This is a genomic window from Cupriavidus sp. 05L411, assembly GCF_056398045.1.
The window spans coordinates 160,651-175,580 of sequence record NZ_JBFTOQ010000010.1 but is presented as its reverse complement, the minus strand read 5'-3'; the positions used below and the strand labels follow the sequence as shown (position 1 = coordinate 175,580).

Below are 14,930 nucleotides of genomic sequence, written 5' to 3'. Positions count from 1 at the left end.
TATGAGCAAACGTCACCATCGCATCGCGCGACCTGCACGGCAGGCGGTGCGCCCCCATCCCGCCTTTGCCCTGAACCGCGCCGCCGCCGTGCCGAAGGTGCTGCTGCTGGGGCTGACCGTGGGCGCCCTGGCCTTGGCCACCCCGCCGGCACTCGCACAAAGTACCAGCCAGGCGGTGGATGCCCGGAGCCGCTTCAACGTGCCGACCGGCCCGCTGGGCGAGGCGCTCAATGCCTATGCCGCCGCGGCTGGTGTCGAGCTGACCGTGGATGCGAGCCTGCTCCAAGGCAAGAACAGCCAGGGGCTGTCCGGCAGCTACAGCATGCGCGAGGGCTTCACCGAACTGCTACGCGGGCACGGTCTGCAGGCAGTGCGCGAGGCCAACGGCCGCTACACGCTAAGCCGGACGGCCCAACAGACGCAAAGCCCAGCCGCAGAAAGCGGGGTTACGTTGCCGGCGGTGACGGTACAGGCGAGCTCAGCGATCGACGCCTACGCCGGCGGGCAGGTGGCGTCCGGCAGCCGCGTGGGGCTGCTGGGCGACAAGGATTTCATGGAAACACCGTTTTCCACCATTAGCTATACGGACAAGTTCATCGAAGACCGGCAGGCCAAGGACATCACCGACGTGATCGCCGCCACCGATCCCACTGTGTTCAGCAACGGCGTCACCGGCGCCTGGAGCGAGAACTACTCCATCCGCGGCTTCGCCTCCAACACCAGCGATATCACCATCGGCGGCCTGTTCGGCATGGCACCGTACTACCGCACCACCCCTGAAATGTTCGAGCGTATCGAGGTATTGAAAGGCCCATCGGCCTTGCTCAACGGCATGCCTCCGGGTGGCTCGGTGGGCGGCACCGTCAATCTGGTGCCCAAGCGCGCGGGCGATGAGCCGCTGACGCGACTGACGGCGACCTACATGTCCAATGCGCAGTTCGGCGGACATGTGGACCTTGGGCGGCGCTTTGGTGAGAACAAGCAGTTCGGCATCCGCTTCAACGGGGTCTATCGGGATGGAGAGGGGGCGGTCAACCGGCAGGAAAAGAAAACCCAGTTCGCGTCCCTCGGGCTGGACTGGCGGGGCGAGCGCGCTCGCCTCTCTGCCGACCTCTACACCAGCGATGACCGCGTGAACGGCGTGACCCGAGGCATCAATCTGGCCCCCGGCGTGGCAGTGCCCAAGCCACCCAGGCCCGAGACCCTGCTGAACCCGGATTGGTCCTTCGTCAACACCACGGACAAGGGTGCGATCGTCCGCGGCGAATTCGACGTGAGCGAACAACTGACGGCCTATGCAGCCTTCGGCACCAGCAGGACCAACTACAAGTACAACGGTACGATGTCGGCCCAGGTGCTCAACGCGGCGGGCGATGTTCGGCACAGCATGGGCCAACTGGCCTTCGATATTGAAAAGACGTCGGGGGAAGCTGGATTGAAGGGCAAGTTCCAAACCGGCAGCGTCAAGCATCAATGGGCTTTAAACGTCACGCACTACTCGGACACCGAAAAGGACTATGGCCGCAGATCGGTCCCGGGCGCGGACTGGACCACCAACATCTACAACCCGGCCTGGGGCCCAGCCGCCGGAATGCGTTGGCCGCCGACCCTCCACACGGAAACGCGCCTGACCAGCTACGGCGTAGCGGATACCCTGTCCTTTGCACAGGACAGGGTGCAACTGACGCTGGGCGTGCGTCACCAGGAAGCGCTCACCGATACCTTCAGCCTCACGACCGGGGCGCGCAGTGCCCGCTACGACGCAAGCGCCATGACGCCTGCGGCCGCGCTGCTGGTCAAGGCCACGGACCATATTTCCGTGTACGGCAATTATATTGAGGGGTTAAGCAAGGGCCAGACCGCGCCGGCAACTGCCGCCAATGCGGGAGAGCTGTTTCCGCCGTCCAAGACCAAGCAGAAGGAAATTGGCCTCAAGCTCGATCTCGGCGAATTCGCCCACACGGTCAGCTTGTATGAAATCGAGCGGCCAAGCAGCTATACCGACATTTCCACCAACGTTTTTTCCTTTGGCGGAGAGCAGCGCAACCGGGGTGTCGAGTGGGGCTTCTTTGGCTCGCCGCTGCGCGGCGTGCGCTTGATGGGTGGCATCGCCTATGTGGACCCCAAGCTCACCAAGACCGCCGGCGGCGTCAACCAGGGCAAATCGGCAACCGGGGTGCCCAAGCTGCAAGGCAAGCTGGGCGTGGAGTGGGACACCTCCGCCGTGCGGGGCTTGACGCTGACCGCCAATGCGACCGCCGTATCCAAGCAATACATCAGTGCCGACAACTCGCTGTCGGTGCCGGGCTACACGGTGTATGACCTGGGCGCACGCTATGCTACCCAGGTCTCCAGCCATCCGCTGACCGTGCGGGCCAGCGTCACCAACGTGACCAACAAGGCCTATTGGGGCATGCCGCTGCTGTCCAGTTTGGCCCTGGGCGCACCACGCACCTTCATGCTCTCGGCCACGATGGACTTCTGAACGATGCGCGCGCATACACTTCTGATGGCCACGTCTGCTCGCGAGCCTATTGCAACGAGTGTGATGCCCCCGGCATGCCCTCCAGGGCGCACTCGATCACCGCCTGAACCTCCAGCGCCCCTTGCAGGCGCCGGATAGCTGCGTGCAACTCGGCAGCCTGCGGCCAGGTCCGTTTCAGGTAGCTGAGCCACAGCTTGACGCGTCCGTGCTCGTGAGCGCATTCGTCATTGGCCTGCAGCTTCTTCAGGTAGCCGGCGATATGGCGGAGCACCGACGGCCATTCCTCGGCGCAGGGCGTTCTGTCCATCAGTCCGCGTATGCGCAAGGCCAGGAACGGATCCGACACGGCACCCCGCCCGATCATCACGTCGGCACAGCCGCTGACGGCCCGGCAGCGCTCCCAGTCGGCCACCGTCCAGACTTCGCCGTTGGCAGTAACCGGCACGTCCACCGCAGCATCGATACGCGCGATCCATTCCCAGTGGGCCGGCGGCCGGTAGCCATGATCCCGGGTCCTGGCATGCACGACCAGGGACGCCGCGCCGCCTTCCGCCAGCGCCGTGGCGCAGTCGATCGCCAGCGAGGTATCAGACACGCCCAGCCGCATTTTGGCTGTCACGGCGATGTTCGCAGGCACCGCAGCACGAACGGACGAAACGATCCGGTTCAGCAGTTCAGGATCCGCCAGCAGCATGGCCCCGCCACCGTGCCGGTTGACGACTTTGGCAGGACAGCCGAAATTCAGGTCGATGCCATGCGGCGACAAGGTCGCTGCCTGTGCGGCATTGACCGCCAGCCATTCAGGATCGCTCCCGAGCAGCTGGATCACCATCGGTGTGCCGCCTGGAGTATGGCCGCCGTGGAGGATTTCGGGCGTGTCCCTCTCGTAGACGCGTTCGGGAAGCAAAGAGCCCGTCACCCTGACGAACTCGGATACACATCCGTCGTATCCTCCCGAGCCGGTCAGCACGTCGCGCAGCACGTAATCAGCAAGCCCCTCCATGGGGGCAAGAAACAGCCGGCTCATGCGTTGGCTGGCATCGATGCCGGAAAACGAGAAAACGCCAAACCCACCGTCGGAACGGGAGTGGCCTCGGCGGCGAGCGCCTGGCGAATGTCTTGGATTGCGGAGGGCATTGGGATTCGCGCTGTGCAGGCGAGTCCGCAGTATGAATCGCCACATTTGACAGGGGTAGCAGCCGCGGTGATTCCCCGCGTTACCCGAATATGCATGATTTTAACCGATCGCCCCGATCAGCGAAGGAAGGTCATGCGTGCGCTGGGAATTCGCCTCCACGCCAGCCCGGCCTGAAGCCACTTTGCGGGAAAGGAGGCTGCCGGCGCCGCGAGGGTTCCATGCGTTCCCGAGGGATTGGGAACGCGCAACAGGCCGGCGCGGCGTGCGCCGGCTCTACTTCTTGTCCGGCTGATTGAACGGGAACGTGCCAAACATGTTCTTGGCCTGGCTTTGCATCTGCTCCTGCATCTGCACGAACAGGTTCTTGCTCTGCTCGATGTAGTTGCTCATCATCCCTTGCATCATCGGGCCCTGCATGTTCATGAACTGGGACCACATATCGGGGCTGAACGGCTCACCCGAGTACAGGCCCTTGGAGTTCTCTGCCAGCTTGCTCTGGATGTCGATGAAGGCCTGGATGTTCTTTTCCAGGTAGGTGCCCATCATGCCCTGCATCGCATGGCCGTAGTAGCGGATGATCTGCGACAGCATGGAGCTTGAGAACATCGGCACGCCGCCAGTCTCTTCTTCGAGAATGATCTGCAGGAGGATGCTGCGCGTGAGCTCGTCGCCGGACTTGGCGTCGATCACCTTGAAGTCTTCGGTATCCATCACGAGCTGCTTGACGTCGGCTAGCGTGATGTAGGTGCTGGTCTGCGTGTCGTAGAGCCGGCGGTTTGGATACTTCTTGATCAGTCGCTCTGCGCCTTTCTTGGTGGTAGCCATCGTGCTCTATCCTTTTATCGTCGCTGTTGCATGCTGCTGCACCGCATGCTGTGCGGTGCGCAAATAGGGACCGCCAGCGGGGGATACAACGTGTTGACCTGCAACGCATGATCTATTTTGGTGCGGGCTAGCCGCTGCCCTGATTCTATGCCCAACAAGGCACTATTGAAAGCCGGACCCGTTAAGGAAAACCCGCACGGGGCAAAGGATTGCGGGTGTTTGGGGCCTGCAATGCCACGCCACGCCCGCGCGTTGGTGCGGTGCGGGGTGTGCGATGCAATATTGCTGCGGGGTGAGAGGCCTCGCAAGCGGCCGCAGAAATGAAAAAGGCCCTCGGCAGAGGACCTTCCCAAGACAAGAAACCATCCGGGAAAACCAGGGATGGCTTGCCGTTCGTTACCCCATGTGCAGGCCGCCGTTCAGCGAGAAGTCCGCGCCCGTCGAGAAACCCGACTCTTCGGACGCCAGCCACGCGCAGATCGAGGCAATTTCTTCCGGCGCGCCCAGACGCTTGACCGGAATCGTGCCGACGATCTTGTCCAGCACGTCCTGGCGGATCGACTTGACCATATCGGTAGCGATATAGCCCGGCGACACCGTGTTCACGGTCACGCCCTTGGTCGCAACTTCCTGCGCCAAAGCCATGGTGAAGCCGTGCAAGCCAGCCTTGGCGGTGGAGTAGTTGGTCTGGCCGAACTGGCCCTTCTGGCCGTTGACCGACGAGATATTGACGATGCGGCCAAAGCCACGATCCGCCATGCCATCGATGACCTGCTTGGTCACGTTGAACAGCGAGGTCAGGTTGGTGTCGATCACGGCATCCCAGTCGGCGCGCGTCATCTTGCGGAACACCACGTCGCGCGTGATGCCGGCGTTGTTGATCAGGATGTCGACTTCGCCCACTTCGGCCTTGACCTTGTCGAACGCGGCTTTGGTCGAATCCCAGTCGGCAACATTGCCTTCCGAGGCGACAAAATCGAAGCCCAGGGCCTTCTGCTGCTCGAGCCATTTTTCGCGGCGCGGCGAGTTGGGGCCGCAACCGGCCACGACCTTGTAGCCATCTTTGGCCAGACGCTGGCAGATGGCCGTTCCAATGCCACCCATGCCACCGGTTACGTATGCAATGCGCTGAGTCATATCTACTCCTTGATGGCTAGTTTTTATTGACGCCGGCTGCGGGAAGCCCCCCTCGCCGGCACACCCCTCAGACCGGCCTGCGCGCTTGTTCGCTGCGGCAAGCCCGGCAAATCGTCACTTGCGTTCCACAGCCAGCGCCACACCCATGCCGCCGCCGATGCACAGCGAGGCCAGGCCCTTGTGGGCGTCGCGGCGCTTCATTTCGTGCAGCAGCGTGACCAGGATGCGGCAGCCCGACGCGCCGATCGGGTGGCCAATCGCGATGGCGCCGCCGTTGACGTTGACCTTGGACGTATCCCAGCCCATCTGCTTATGCACGGCCAGGGCCTGGGCGGCGAAGGCTTCGTTGATTTCCATCAGATCGAGCTCTTCCACGCTCCAGCCGGCGCGCGACAGGCAGCGCTTGGACGCGGGCACCGGGCCCATGCCCATCACCTTGGGATCGACACCGGCGGTGCCGTAGGCGCGGATCGTGGCCAGCGGGGTCAGGCCGAGTTCCTTGGCCTTGGCCGCCGACATGACCACCACCGCGGCGGCGCCGTCGTTCAGGCCCGAGGCGTTGGCGGCGGTCACGGACCCGGCCTTGTCGAAGGCGGGCTTGAGGCCAGCGAGCGCGTCTTGCGTGACGCCGTGGCGCACGAACTCATCGGTGGCGAACATCACCGGGTCACCCTTGCGCTGGGGAATCGGCACCGGCACGATTTCTTCATCGAACTTGCCGGCCTTCTGCGCGGCTTCCGCCTTGTTCTGCGAACCGGCCGCGAACGCGTCCTGGGCTTCGCGCGTGATGCCGTATTCCTTGGCCACGTTCTCGGCGGTGACGCCCATGTGGTACTGGTTGTAGACGTCCCACAGGCCGTCCACGATCATGCTGTCGATCAGCTTGGCGTCGCCCATGCGGAAGCCATCGCGCGATCCCGGCAGCACGTGTGGTGCGGCGCTCATGTTTTCCTGGCCACCAGCGACCACGATCTCGGCATCGCCCGCGGCAATCGCGTTGGCGGCCAGCATCACGGCTTTCAGGCCGGAGCCGCAGACCTTGTTGATGGTCATGGCCGGCACCATCACGGGCAGGCCAGCCTTCAGCGCTGCCTGGCGCGCCGGGTTCTGGCCGGAGCCGGCCGTCAGCACCTGGCCCATGATCACTTCGCTGACCTGCTCGGGCTTGACGCCGGCACGCTCAAGCGCAGCCTTGATGACGATGGCGCCCAGCTCGGGCGCGGGAATCTTGGCGAGCGAGCCGCCGAACTTGCCCACCGCGGTACGGGCAGCGGATACGATGACAATGTCAGTCATTGGGAGGTCCTCTCGAGTTGGATGCAAATAAGGGGGGAAAGAGGCCGGCCCCGCAGGGCGCCGGCCCGGACAAATCCTATGCCTTCGCCTTGACGTAGCGGCCCGGTGCCGGCTCGATCGCGCGGTAGTCCTTGTTGCCGTAGTCGGTGGGGGCCGCCTTGCGCGCGCCGGCGTGCTTGGCCAGCCAGGCCGCCCAGTCCGGCCACCAGCTGCCGGCATGCTCGGCGGCGCCGTCGAACCACTCCTGCGCCGAAGCCGGGAGCTTGTCGTTGGTCCAGTGGCTGCGCTTCTTCTTGGCCGGCGGGTTGATCACGCCGGCGATATGGCCCGACGCGCCCAGCACGAAACGCAGCTTGTTCTTGAGCAACGCGGTAGAAGCATAGGCCGACATCCAGGGCACGATGTGGTCTTCACGCGAGCCATAGATGTAAGTTGGCACGTCGATGCTGCCCAGGTCCACCGGCGCGTTGCACACGGTCAGCTTGCCCGGCACCTTGAGCTCGTTCTGCAGGTAGGTATGGCGCAGGTACCAGCAATACCAGGGGCCCGGCAGGTTGGTGGCGTCGCCGTTCCAGAACAGCAGGTCGAATGGGACCGGCGTATTGCCCTTCAGGTAGTTGTCGACGACATAGTTCCAGACCAGGTCGTTGGGACGCAGGAACGAGAACGTGTTGGCCAGTTCCACGCCACGCAGCAGCGCGCAGGGCGTACCCGCCGCACCACCCAGGGTGTTTTCACGCAGCTTGACGTGGGCTTCGTCGACGAACACATCGAGCACGCCGGTATCGGCAAAATCAAGCAGCGTGGTCAGCAGCGTCAGGCTGGCGGCGGGATGCTCGCCGCGCTTGGCCAGCACCGCCAGCGCAGTGGAGACGATGGTGCCGCCCACGCAGAAGCCCAGCACGTTGATCTGGTCCTGGCCGCTGATCTCGCGCGTGACTTCGATGGCACGGATGGCGGCATGTTCGATGTAGTCATCCCAGCTGAGCTCGGCCATCGAGGCATCCGGATTGCGCCAGGAAACCATGTAGACGGTATGGCCCTGCTCCACCATGTAGTTCACCAGCGAGGTCTGCGGCTGCAGGTCGAGGATGTAGTACTTGTTGATGCAAGGCGGCACCAGCAACAGCGGGCGCGCAAACACCTTGTCGGTGACGGGCTTGTACTGCAGCAACTGGAAGTAGGCGTTCTCGTAGACCACCGCGCCTTCGGTCACGGCCACGTTGCGGCCCACTTCGAAGGCGGATTCGTCGGTCTGCGAGATCTTGCCGCGGCCAAGGTCGTCGAGCATGTTGCGCACACCGGCCCGCAGCGATTCGCCGCCGGAGTCGATCAGCTTTTTCTGCGCTTCCGGATTGGTGGCGAGGAAATTGGCCGGCGACATGGCGTCGACCCATTGCGAGATCGCAAAACGGATGCGCTGGCGGGTCTTGGCATCGGCTTCGACCGCGCCCGCCAGCTCATTCATGGCGCGCGCATTGATCAGGTAGAAAGCGGCGGCGTAGTGAAATGCCGCGCTGCTGCGCCAGGCATCGCCGGAAAAGCGGCGATCGGCCAGGGCCGTGGCGGGATTGGCGCCGCCCTCGGCCATGCTTCGCCAGAGCGCGGTGAAGTCCTTCATGTAGCGTTGCTGGATGTCGGCCAGTTGATCGGGCGCGATTTTCACGCCCGCCATGGCGGAACCCTTCAATGCCTCGAAACCGGGGATAGAAGGCATGCCAGGCATGCCCTGCTGGGTCGTCGCACCGTTAGCCTGTGCCTGACGGGACCATTCCAGCCATGTCGCTGGATCAAATGGCCCCGAAGCAAATGAAAACGGTTGGGACTTGTCTTCCTTGGTGGAAGCTGCCGCACCTTTGCCGGTTGCCATGATGTTTCGTCTCTCTGCCGTCACTTATTTGAAAGCTGGCTGGGCGGCGTACCACCACCGCGGGGCTCTCCCCCGCCGCCAGCCTCGGAACCGGCCCGCGCTGACGCCCTCGGCTGGTGACGTCATGCGGTATGCTTGCCGGACACGCCGCGCCGCGGACCTGAACGTCCCGGCGGAGCCTGCGAATGCCTGCCAGCACACAGCCTTGCAGTGCATTCGAGGTCATTGTTGCCTTGCAATGTTATGCCTGTCAATGCGGAAAAATGCGCGGACCGGCGCTAACGGCAAAATGCGCTCAGCGCGAACCTGCGAGCCTCCCTTTGGCACCACTCCGGCCACGGGGATAGCTTGCCCGAGAAGGATGACTTTCTGATGTACATCGTTGCAATCGGTTGGCTGTATGTGGTCCTGATGATGGCCATTACCGAGCATACCGTGGTCGCGGGACTGGCCACGTTCGTCTTTTACGGCCTGTTCCCGGTGGCGATCCTGGTGTACATCATGGGCACCCCGGGGCGCCTGCGCCGGCGAAAGGCAGAGGAAGCCAGGCAGGCGAAGAGCGCGCAAGCGCCCTCCGGCTCCGTGGCACCTGCAGAATCCGCGGGGCCAGAACAGCCGCCTGCCCGGGATTGACGCTGGGAAAGTTTCAGGCGGCCAGCCAGACCAGGCTGGCCATGCGCCCCGTGACGCCGTCGCGCCGGTAGGAGTAGAAGCGCTGCGCATCGCCAACGGTGCAGGCGTCGCCGCCATACACCGCGGTGCAGCCGGCGCGGGCCAGGCGGATGCGGGCCAGCGCGTAGATATCGGCGAAGTACTTGCCGCCTGCGCCGGCGCGGAAGGCGAGATCCACCTGCGCCGTCTCGTCAGGCCGCGCCTGGGCCAGGAACGCCTGCCGGACTTCGGCGCCAACCTCGAAGGCATCCGGGCCGATGGCCGGCCCGAGCCAGGCCAGCCACTGCGCCTGCGCGCCAACCTGCTTGCCCATACGCGCCAGGGCTGCCTCGATCACGCCGCCACACAGCCCGCGCCAGCCGGCGTGCGCGGCGCCAACCACCGTGCCTGCACGGTCGCACAGCAGCACGGGCAGGCAATCGGCGGTCATCACGGCGCAGACCCGGCCAGCGGTCGTGGCAATGCTGGCGTCCGCCTGCGGAACCGCGCCATCGGCGGCAAACTGGTCCTCGGTGGCAATCGCGCAGCCATGCACCTGCTCCAGCCAGCCCGGTGCGGCCGGCAGCCGCGCCGCCAGCCGTGCGCGGTTGGCCGCGACCGCGGCGGCATCGTCGCCCACATGGGTGCCAAGGTTCAGCCCGCCCGGGCTGCCGTCAGCCAGGCCATAGGGGGCCTCGCTGACGCCACCCTGGCGAGTGGTGAACAACGCGCGCACCCGCGCCGGCGCCGGCCAGTCGGGGACCAGCCAAGGCGCCTCAGTCGTCATCGCCGTATTCCCATGCGCCGTCCTCACCTTCCGTCCAGCCGTCGTCCTCGTCATCGTCGCCGGCACGGTCAAAGTCGAGCGCTTCGATCAGCGCCTGCAAGTCATCGGGCGGCTGCGCTTCCCAAGATACGAGCTTGCCGGTGGCCGGGTGCACCAGCCCAAGCCGGAAGGCGTGGAGCGCCTGGCGCGCCAGCGGCACCGGCAGCGGTGCCTTGATGGCCGGACGCTGGCCACGCTGGGTGGCGGCGCGGTGATAGACCGGGTCGCCCACCATCGGGTGGCCGATCGACTCGAAGTGGACGCGAATCTGGTGGGTGCGGCCGGTTTCGAGCTGGCACATCACCATGGAGACATGGCCGCGCCCGAGCGGCACCGTGCCAAGGGTACGGAAATGGGTGCGCGAGGGCTTGCCGCTGTTGGTGAGCACGATCGCCATGCGGATCCGCTCGCGCGGATCACGGCCGATCGGCGCATCGATGGTGCCGGACTCGGGCGTCACGCCCCACACCAGCGCCAGGTAGCTGCGCTTGACGGTACGCGCCTGCAGCTGGCGCACCAGGTCGGTCTGGGCGGTCAGCGTGCGGGCCACCACCATCAGCCCCGATGTTTCCTTGTCGAGCCGGTGGACGATGCCCGCGCGCGGCAGGCTTGCAGCCTCCGGGTAGCGGTGCAGCAGGCCGTTTAGCACCGTGCCGCCCCAGTTGCCGGCGGCAGGATGCACCACCAGGCCGGCGGGCTTGTCGATGACCAGTAGCGTGGCGTCCTCGTACACCACGTTGAGCGGCACGTCTTCGGCCACGAAGGCGCGCGATTCTGCCGCCGCCTGCGGACGGACCACGACGCGTTCGCCCATCTGCACGGAAGACTTGGAGCGGCGCACCTCGCCGTCGACCAGCACCGCCCCGTTCTCGATCCATTGCTGCAGGCGGCTGCGCGAGAAGCCGCTGAGGTGGCGTGCCAACAACTTGTCGAGGCGCTCGCCGTGTGACGCACCATCGACTTCGATCTCTACCGGCTGCATTTCCAATTCGATTGGAGATGCCTCCGCTCCTGCCTCCAGGCCGCCTAGCGCGGCCACATCGGTCAGGTCTTCCAGGTCCTCCACCTCGTTCAAGATGTCGGTTGAATCGGCAGCTTGCTGCTCGATGCCCTTGGCGGCGGTTTCCGACAAGGGGCTTGGGCTATAATGCTTGACGCTATTTTTCATCCGGGATACGTTGCCCATGCAATTGATGAGCATGAAGCGCGCCAGCTGGCGCGCAAGAATTGGAGCGATTCTGCTCGCAGGCGGCTGCGTCATGCTATCGGCGTGCGGCCTGCTGTCGGATCAACCAGACGAAACTGCCGGCTGGTCGGCTAACAAATTATATTCGGAAGCCAAGGACGCACTAGATTCCGGCGACTTTACCCGAGCTGTGAAGCTGTACGAGAAGCTTGAGGGACGTTATCCCTTCGGCCGTTTCGCCCAGCAGGCACAGATCGATACCGCCTACGCCAACTACAAGGACGGCGAAACCGCCGCCGCGCTTGCCTCGGTCGACCGCTTCATCCAGTTGCATCCGAATCACCCGAACGTGGATTATGCCTATTACCTGAAGGGCCTGATCAACTTCAATGACAATTTGGGCTGGCTTGGCCGTTTTTCCGGCCAGGACCTGAGCGAGCGTGACCCCAAGGCCGCGCGCGCTGCTTATGACGCCTTCAACACGCTGGTCACGCGCTTCCCGGACAGCAAGTACACGACGGATGCTGCCGCGCGCATGCAATACATCGTGAACTCGCTGGCCCAGCACGAGGTCCATGCGGCACGTTACTACTACCGCCGTGGCGCCTACCTGGCCGCCGCAAACCGGGCCCAGCAAGCGCTCAAGGACTATGACGGCGCGCCGGCCAACGAGGAAGCGCTGTACATCATGATCCGCTCGTACGATTCGCTGGGCATGAAGGACTTGCGCGACGACACCGCCCGCGTGATGGAAAAGAACTTCCCCAACAGCGATTACATCAAGTACGGGGAACGCCGCAAGGACAAGAAGTCCTGGTGGGAAGTGTTCTGAACGTCAGGCACGGCGCTTGCGGGCGCTGGCAACAAAAAACCCGATCGGAAGATCGGGTTTTTTGTTTGTTGGCCGCCGCCCGCGCTAGGCGGTCAATCGGGCGCGGCTTCCCCTGCGGCGTCGTCAGCCGCCGGCGCGCTTTCGCCATTGCGCAGCGACTCCAGGAAGTGGACCACCGTCTCGGCCTCGCGCGTGCGCTTGAAGGGCGGCAGGCTCTGCCAGATCTGGCGGCCGTAGGGTTTCTCTACCAGCCTGGTATCGCAGATCACCAGCACGCCACGGTCCGATTCCGAGCGGATCAGCCGCCCCGCGCCCTGCTTGAGCGTGATCACGGCATGCGGCAGCTGATGCACGGCGAACGGGCTCAGGCCCTTCTTTTGCAGCACTTCCATGCGCGCCGCCAGCACCGGGTCGTCGGGCGGGGCAAACGGCAGCTTGTCGATGATGACCAGCGAGAGCGCCTCGCCGCGCACGTCGACGCCTTCCCAGAAGCTCTGGCTGCCCACCAGCACCGCATTGCCAAGCTCGCGGAAGCGATCCAGCAATTCGGTACGGCTGGCCTGGCCCTGCACCAGCAAGGGCAGCTCCAGGCCGCGTTCGGCAAAGGCCTCGTAAAGCAGGTCGGAGGCCCGCTGCACTGCCCGCAGCGTGGTGCACAGCAGGAAAGCGCGGCCGCCGGCGGCCTCGATCAGCGGCAGCGCGGTCTGCACCACGGCGTCGGTGAACTGCGGCGACTGCGGCGCCGGCAGGTCGCGCGGCACGTAGAGCAGGCCCTGGGTGGCGTAGTCGAACGGGCTGGGCAACGTCAGCGACTTGTCCTTGTCCAGGCCAAGCTGGGCCGCATAGTGCGTGAAATTGCCCTTCACGGATAGCGTAGCCGAGGTGAAGATCCAGGCACGCGGGTGCCCTTCGCGCTGTCGGGTGAAGATCGGCGCGATCGACAGGGGCGTGCGGTGCAACTGCACGGTCTGGGAGAACACCTCGACCCAGCGCACGGTTTCCGGCCCGAAGGCTGCGCTGGCCAGGGCTTTTTCATCGCCCTCCACGGCGGCGGGCGGTGGCACCGCCTTGGCATCGTTGCGCCAGGCGGCCAGGCGTTGGTCGAGCTCCACCGCGCGGCGATGGCACTGCTCCAATGACTCGGCTCGTTCGGCCTGGCTTTCCAGCAGGGTCACAAACTCCGCCAGCGCGGTTTCGAGCGCGTCCAGCGTCTCGAAGAATGGCTTGCCGATGCGGGGATCCGCCTCGATCTGGCTCACCGCCAGGCGGGAATTGTCCCGGGTGAAGGCCAGGCGCAGGTCCCGCGCGGCGCGCTCCAGGGGGGCCGCGATCCGCACCCAGTCGGCGGCGTCCCGCGCGTGCGAGAGACCCTCGGCCACGGTGTCCCGTGCCAGCTCCAGCAGCTGGCTGGTAGACAGGCTCTCGCCGAAGAACAGCGTCGCCGTATCGGGCAACTGGTGCGCTTCGTCGAAGATCACCGTATTGGCAGCTGGCAGCAGCTCGGCCATGCCCGTGTCACGCAGCACCACGTCGGCAAAAAACAGGTGGTGGTTGACCACCACGATGTCCGCCTGCTGTGCTTCCTTGCGAGCGCGCATCACAAAGCACTCTTTGTAGCTTGGACACTCCGTGCCCATGCAGTTGTCACGGGTCGAGGTGACCAGCTGCCAGACCGGCGCGTTTTCCGGCACCGAGGCCAGCTCGCCCTTGTCGCCCGACGACGTGACTTTGGCAAAGCGGGCGATCTCGCGCAGCCAGGCGGCATCCTGGCGCGAAGCCAGGCGGCCCTGGATCTCGGCCCGCTCCAGGTGGTAATGGCAGAGGTAGTTGGCCCGCCCCTTTAGCAGCGCCACCGACACCGGCACATTGAGCRCTTTGCGCACCGTGGGGATATCGCGAAGGAAAAGCTGGTCCTGCAGGTTCTTGGTGCCGGTGGAGAGGATCACCTTGCCGCCCCACAGCATGGCCGGAACCAGGTAGGCAAAGGTCTTGCCCGTGCCCGTACCGGCCTCGACGATGACCGTGTCTGCGCGCTCGATCGCCCCGGCCACGGCGGCGGCCATCTGCTCTTGCGCCGCGCGCGGGCGATAGCCTTCGATGCCGGTGGCCAGGGTCCCGGTCTCGGCAAAGATGGTGGCCAGTTGGGCGGCGTGCGAAGCCGCCATACCGGCCGGCCCGGCAGCGCTGGCCACCGGTGCTTCGGGCGAGTCAGGCGTGTCGGGCGTAGCGGCGTGATCAGACGGATCTGACGTTACGGTGGCGGCGGGCAGGTCTTCGGAGTCGGGCAAGGCGAGGCTTTTTGGCGAGCCGCTTCAAGAGCGGCCCGGGGCAAGGGGAATCGGGGAATCAGGCGGGCACGTCCGGCTCGAGCTGAAGCTGTAGCAAGGTAATCGCGTCCTTGAGCTTGAGACGGCGCTTTTTCAGTCGGCGCAGTTGCAGCTCATCGTGCGTGGCATCAGCCACCATGCGGTCGATCAGGTAATCGAGATCGCGATGCTCGATCTGCAATTCCATGATCTGTCGCGATAAGGTATTCAGGTTGCGGTCCATGGGCTCCCCCGCTCAAAGCCGGCGCTGGGCGCCGGCGGGCCGGTACGGCAAATGACGTGGGCGCGGCCAGATGCATCGCGCCGACGTCTGGCACCGGCTATTGTCGCCGGTATTGCCCCCGGCTGTGGGCGCGG

Annotated in this window: 12 protein-coding genes; 3 read left to right on the top strand and 9 right to left on the bottom strand. The window is 65.0% G+C overall.

What is annotated here, in order from left to right; translation table 11 throughout:
* Window position 1 precedes the first annotated feature (1 nt).
* Complete coding sequence (locus AC1DQR_RS14980; protein WP_416048209.1) at window positions 2-2,485, top strand: TonB-dependent siderophore receptor; 2,484 nt, start codon at window positions 2-4, stop codon at window positions 2,483-2,485.
* 46 nt (window positions 2,486-2,531) lie between these two features.
* Here the strand turns inward: AC1DQR_RS14980 and AC1DQR_RS14975 are convergent, their stop codons facing one another.
* The 5 genes from AC1DQR_RS14975 to phaC all read right to left on the bottom strand — a co-directional run bounded on the left by AC1DQR_RS14975 (window position 2,532) and on the right by phaC (window position 8,751).
* Window positions 2,532-3,512 (bottom strand): tRNA dihydrouridine synthase, encoded by a 981-nt coding sequence (locus AC1DQR_RS14975; RefSeq protein WP_477133246.1) that lies wholly within the window; start codon window positions 3,510-3,512, stop codon window positions 2,532-2,534.
* Window positions 3,513-3,896: 384 nt separating this feature from the next.
* Window positions 3,897-4,448 (bottom strand): polyhydroxyalkanoate synthesis repressor PhaR, encoded by a 552-nt coding sequence (gene phaR, locus AC1DQR_RS14970; RefSeq protein ID WP_006155938.1) that lies wholly within the window; start codon window positions 4,446-4,448, stop codon window positions 3,897-3,899.
* A gap of 396 nt (window positions 4,449-4,844) precedes the next feature.
* Window positions 4,845-5,585: a 3-ketoacyl-ACP reductase gene (locus AC1DQR_RS14965; protein ID WP_043345337.1), complete on the bottom strand. Its 741-nt coding sequence runs from the start codon at window positions 5,583-5,585 to the stop codon at window positions 4,845-4,847.
* Between the two features lie 114 nt (window positions 5,586-5,699).
* Window positions 5,700-6,881: an acetyl-CoA C-acetyltransferase gene (locus AC1DQR_RS14960; RefSeq protein WP_043345333.1), complete on the bottom strand. Its 1,182-nt coding sequence runs from the start codon at window positions 6,879-6,881 to the stop codon at window positions 5,700-5,702.
* Between the two features lie 76 nt (window positions 6,882-6,957).
* Complete coding sequence (phaC, locus tag AC1DQR_RS14955) at window positions 6,958-8,751, bottom strand: class I poly(R)-hydroxyalkanoic acid synthase (RefSeq protein ID WP_416048207.1); 1,794 nt, start codon at window positions 8,749-8,751, stop codon at window positions 6,958-6,960.
* A gap of 372 nt (window positions 8,752-9,123) precedes the next feature.
* Between phaC and AC1DQR_RS14950 the strand changes: the two genes are divergently transcribed.
* Window positions 9,124-9,384 (top strand): hypothetical protein, encoded by a 261-nt coding sequence (locus AC1DQR_RS14950; protein WP_174424451.1) that lies wholly within the window; start codon window positions 9,124-9,126, stop codon window positions 9,382-9,384.
* A 13-nt stretch (window positions 9,385-9,397) separates the two neighbouring features.
* Here AC1DQR_RS14950 and pgeF read toward each other — a convergent pair whose 3' ends face one another.
* Window positions 9,398-10,189, bottom strand: coding sequence for a peptidoglycan editing factor PgeF (gene pgeF / locus AC1DQR_RS14945; protein ID WP_477133245.1), 792 nt, complete (start codon window positions 10,187-10,189; stop codon window positions 9,398-9,400).
* The gene (locus AC1DQR_RS14940) at window positions 10,179-11,396 is read right to left on the bottom strand and encodes an RluA family pseudouridine synthase (protein WP_416048205.1); all 1,218 of its coding nucleotides are present in this window, start codon (window positions 11,394-11,396) and stop codon (window positions 10,179-10,181) included. Before AC1DQR_RS14940 ends, pgeF begins: the two co-directional genes overlap by 11 nt.
* Before the next feature lie 16 nt (window positions 11,397-11,412).
* Here AC1DQR_RS14940 and AC1DQR_RS14935 point away from each other — a divergent pair, with 16 nt between their 5' ends.
* Window positions 11,413-12,246 carry an outer membrane protein assembly factor BamD gene (locus AC1DQR_RS14935; protein ID WP_150987724.1) on the top strand — a complete coding sequence of 278 codons (834 nt, stop codon included), beginning with the start codon at window positions 11,413-11,415 and terminating at the stop codon, window positions 12,244-12,246.
* A 92-nt stretch (window positions 12,247-12,338) separates the two neighbouring features.
* On the opposite strand, the gene AC1DQR_RS14930 is transcribed toward AC1DQR_RS14935, so the two are convergent.
* Window positions 12,339-14,516 (bottom strand): ATP-dependent DNA helicase, encoded by a 2,178-nt coding sequence (locus AC1DQR_RS14930; protein WP_477133265.1) that lies wholly within the window; start codon window positions 14,514-14,516, stop codon window positions 12,339-12,341.
* A gap of 76 nt (window positions 14,517-14,592) precedes the next feature.
* On the bottom strand, window positions 14,593-14,796 hold the full coding sequence (locus AC1DQR_RS14925; RefSeq protein WP_043345316.1) for a DUF465 domain-containing protein: 204 nt from the start codon (window positions 14,794-14,796) through the stop codon (window positions 14,593-14,595).
* Window positions 14,797-14,930: the final 134 nt, after the last annotated feature.

Bases quoted from the DNA above. Each gene is read 5' to 3' on its own strand.
- AC1DQR_RS14980 (WP_416048209.1), top strand. From the start codon at position 2: ATGAGCAAACGTCACCATCGCATCGCGCGACCTGCACGGCAGGCGGTG.
- AC1DQR_RS14975 (WP_477133246.1), bottom strand. From the start codon at position 3,512: ATGAGCCGGCTGTTTCTTGCCCCCATGGAGGGGCTTGCTGATTACGTG.
- phaR (WP_006155938.1), bottom strand. From the start codon at position 4,448: ATGGCTACCACCAAGAAAGGCGCAGAGCGACTGATCAAGAAGTATCCA.
- AC1DQR_RS14965 (WP_043345337.1), bottom strand. From the start codon at position 5,585: ATGACTCAGCGCATTGCATACGTAACCGGTGGCATGGGTGGCATTGGA.
- AC1DQR_RS14960 (WP_043345333.1), bottom strand. From the start codon at position 6,881: ATGACTGACATTGTCATCGTATCCGCTGCCCGTACCGCGGTGGGCAAG.
- phaC (WP_416048207.1), bottom strand. From the start codon at position 8,751: ATGGCAACCGGCAAAGGTGCGGCAGCTTCCACCAAGGAAGACAAGTCC.
- AC1DQR_RS14950 (WP_174424451.1), top strand. From the start codon at position 9,124: ATGTACATCGTTGCAATCGGTTGGCTGTATGTGGTCCTGATGATGGCC.
- pgeF (WP_477133245.1), bottom strand. From the start codon at position 10,189: ATGACGACTGAGGCGCCTTGGCTGGTCCCCGACTGGCCGGCGCCGGCG.
- AC1DQR_RS14940 (WP_416048205.1), bottom strand. From the start codon at position 11,396: ATGAAAAATAGCGTCAAGCATTATAGCCCAAGCCCCTTGTCGGAAACC.
- AC1DQR_RS14935 (WP_150987724.1), top strand. From the start codon at position 11,413: ATGCAATTGATGAGCATGAAGCGCGCCAGCTGGCGCGCAAGAATTGGA.
- AC1DQR_RS14925 (WP_043345316.1), bottom strand. From the start codon at position 14,796: ATGGACCGCAACCTGAATACCTTATCGCGACAGATCATGGAATTGCAG.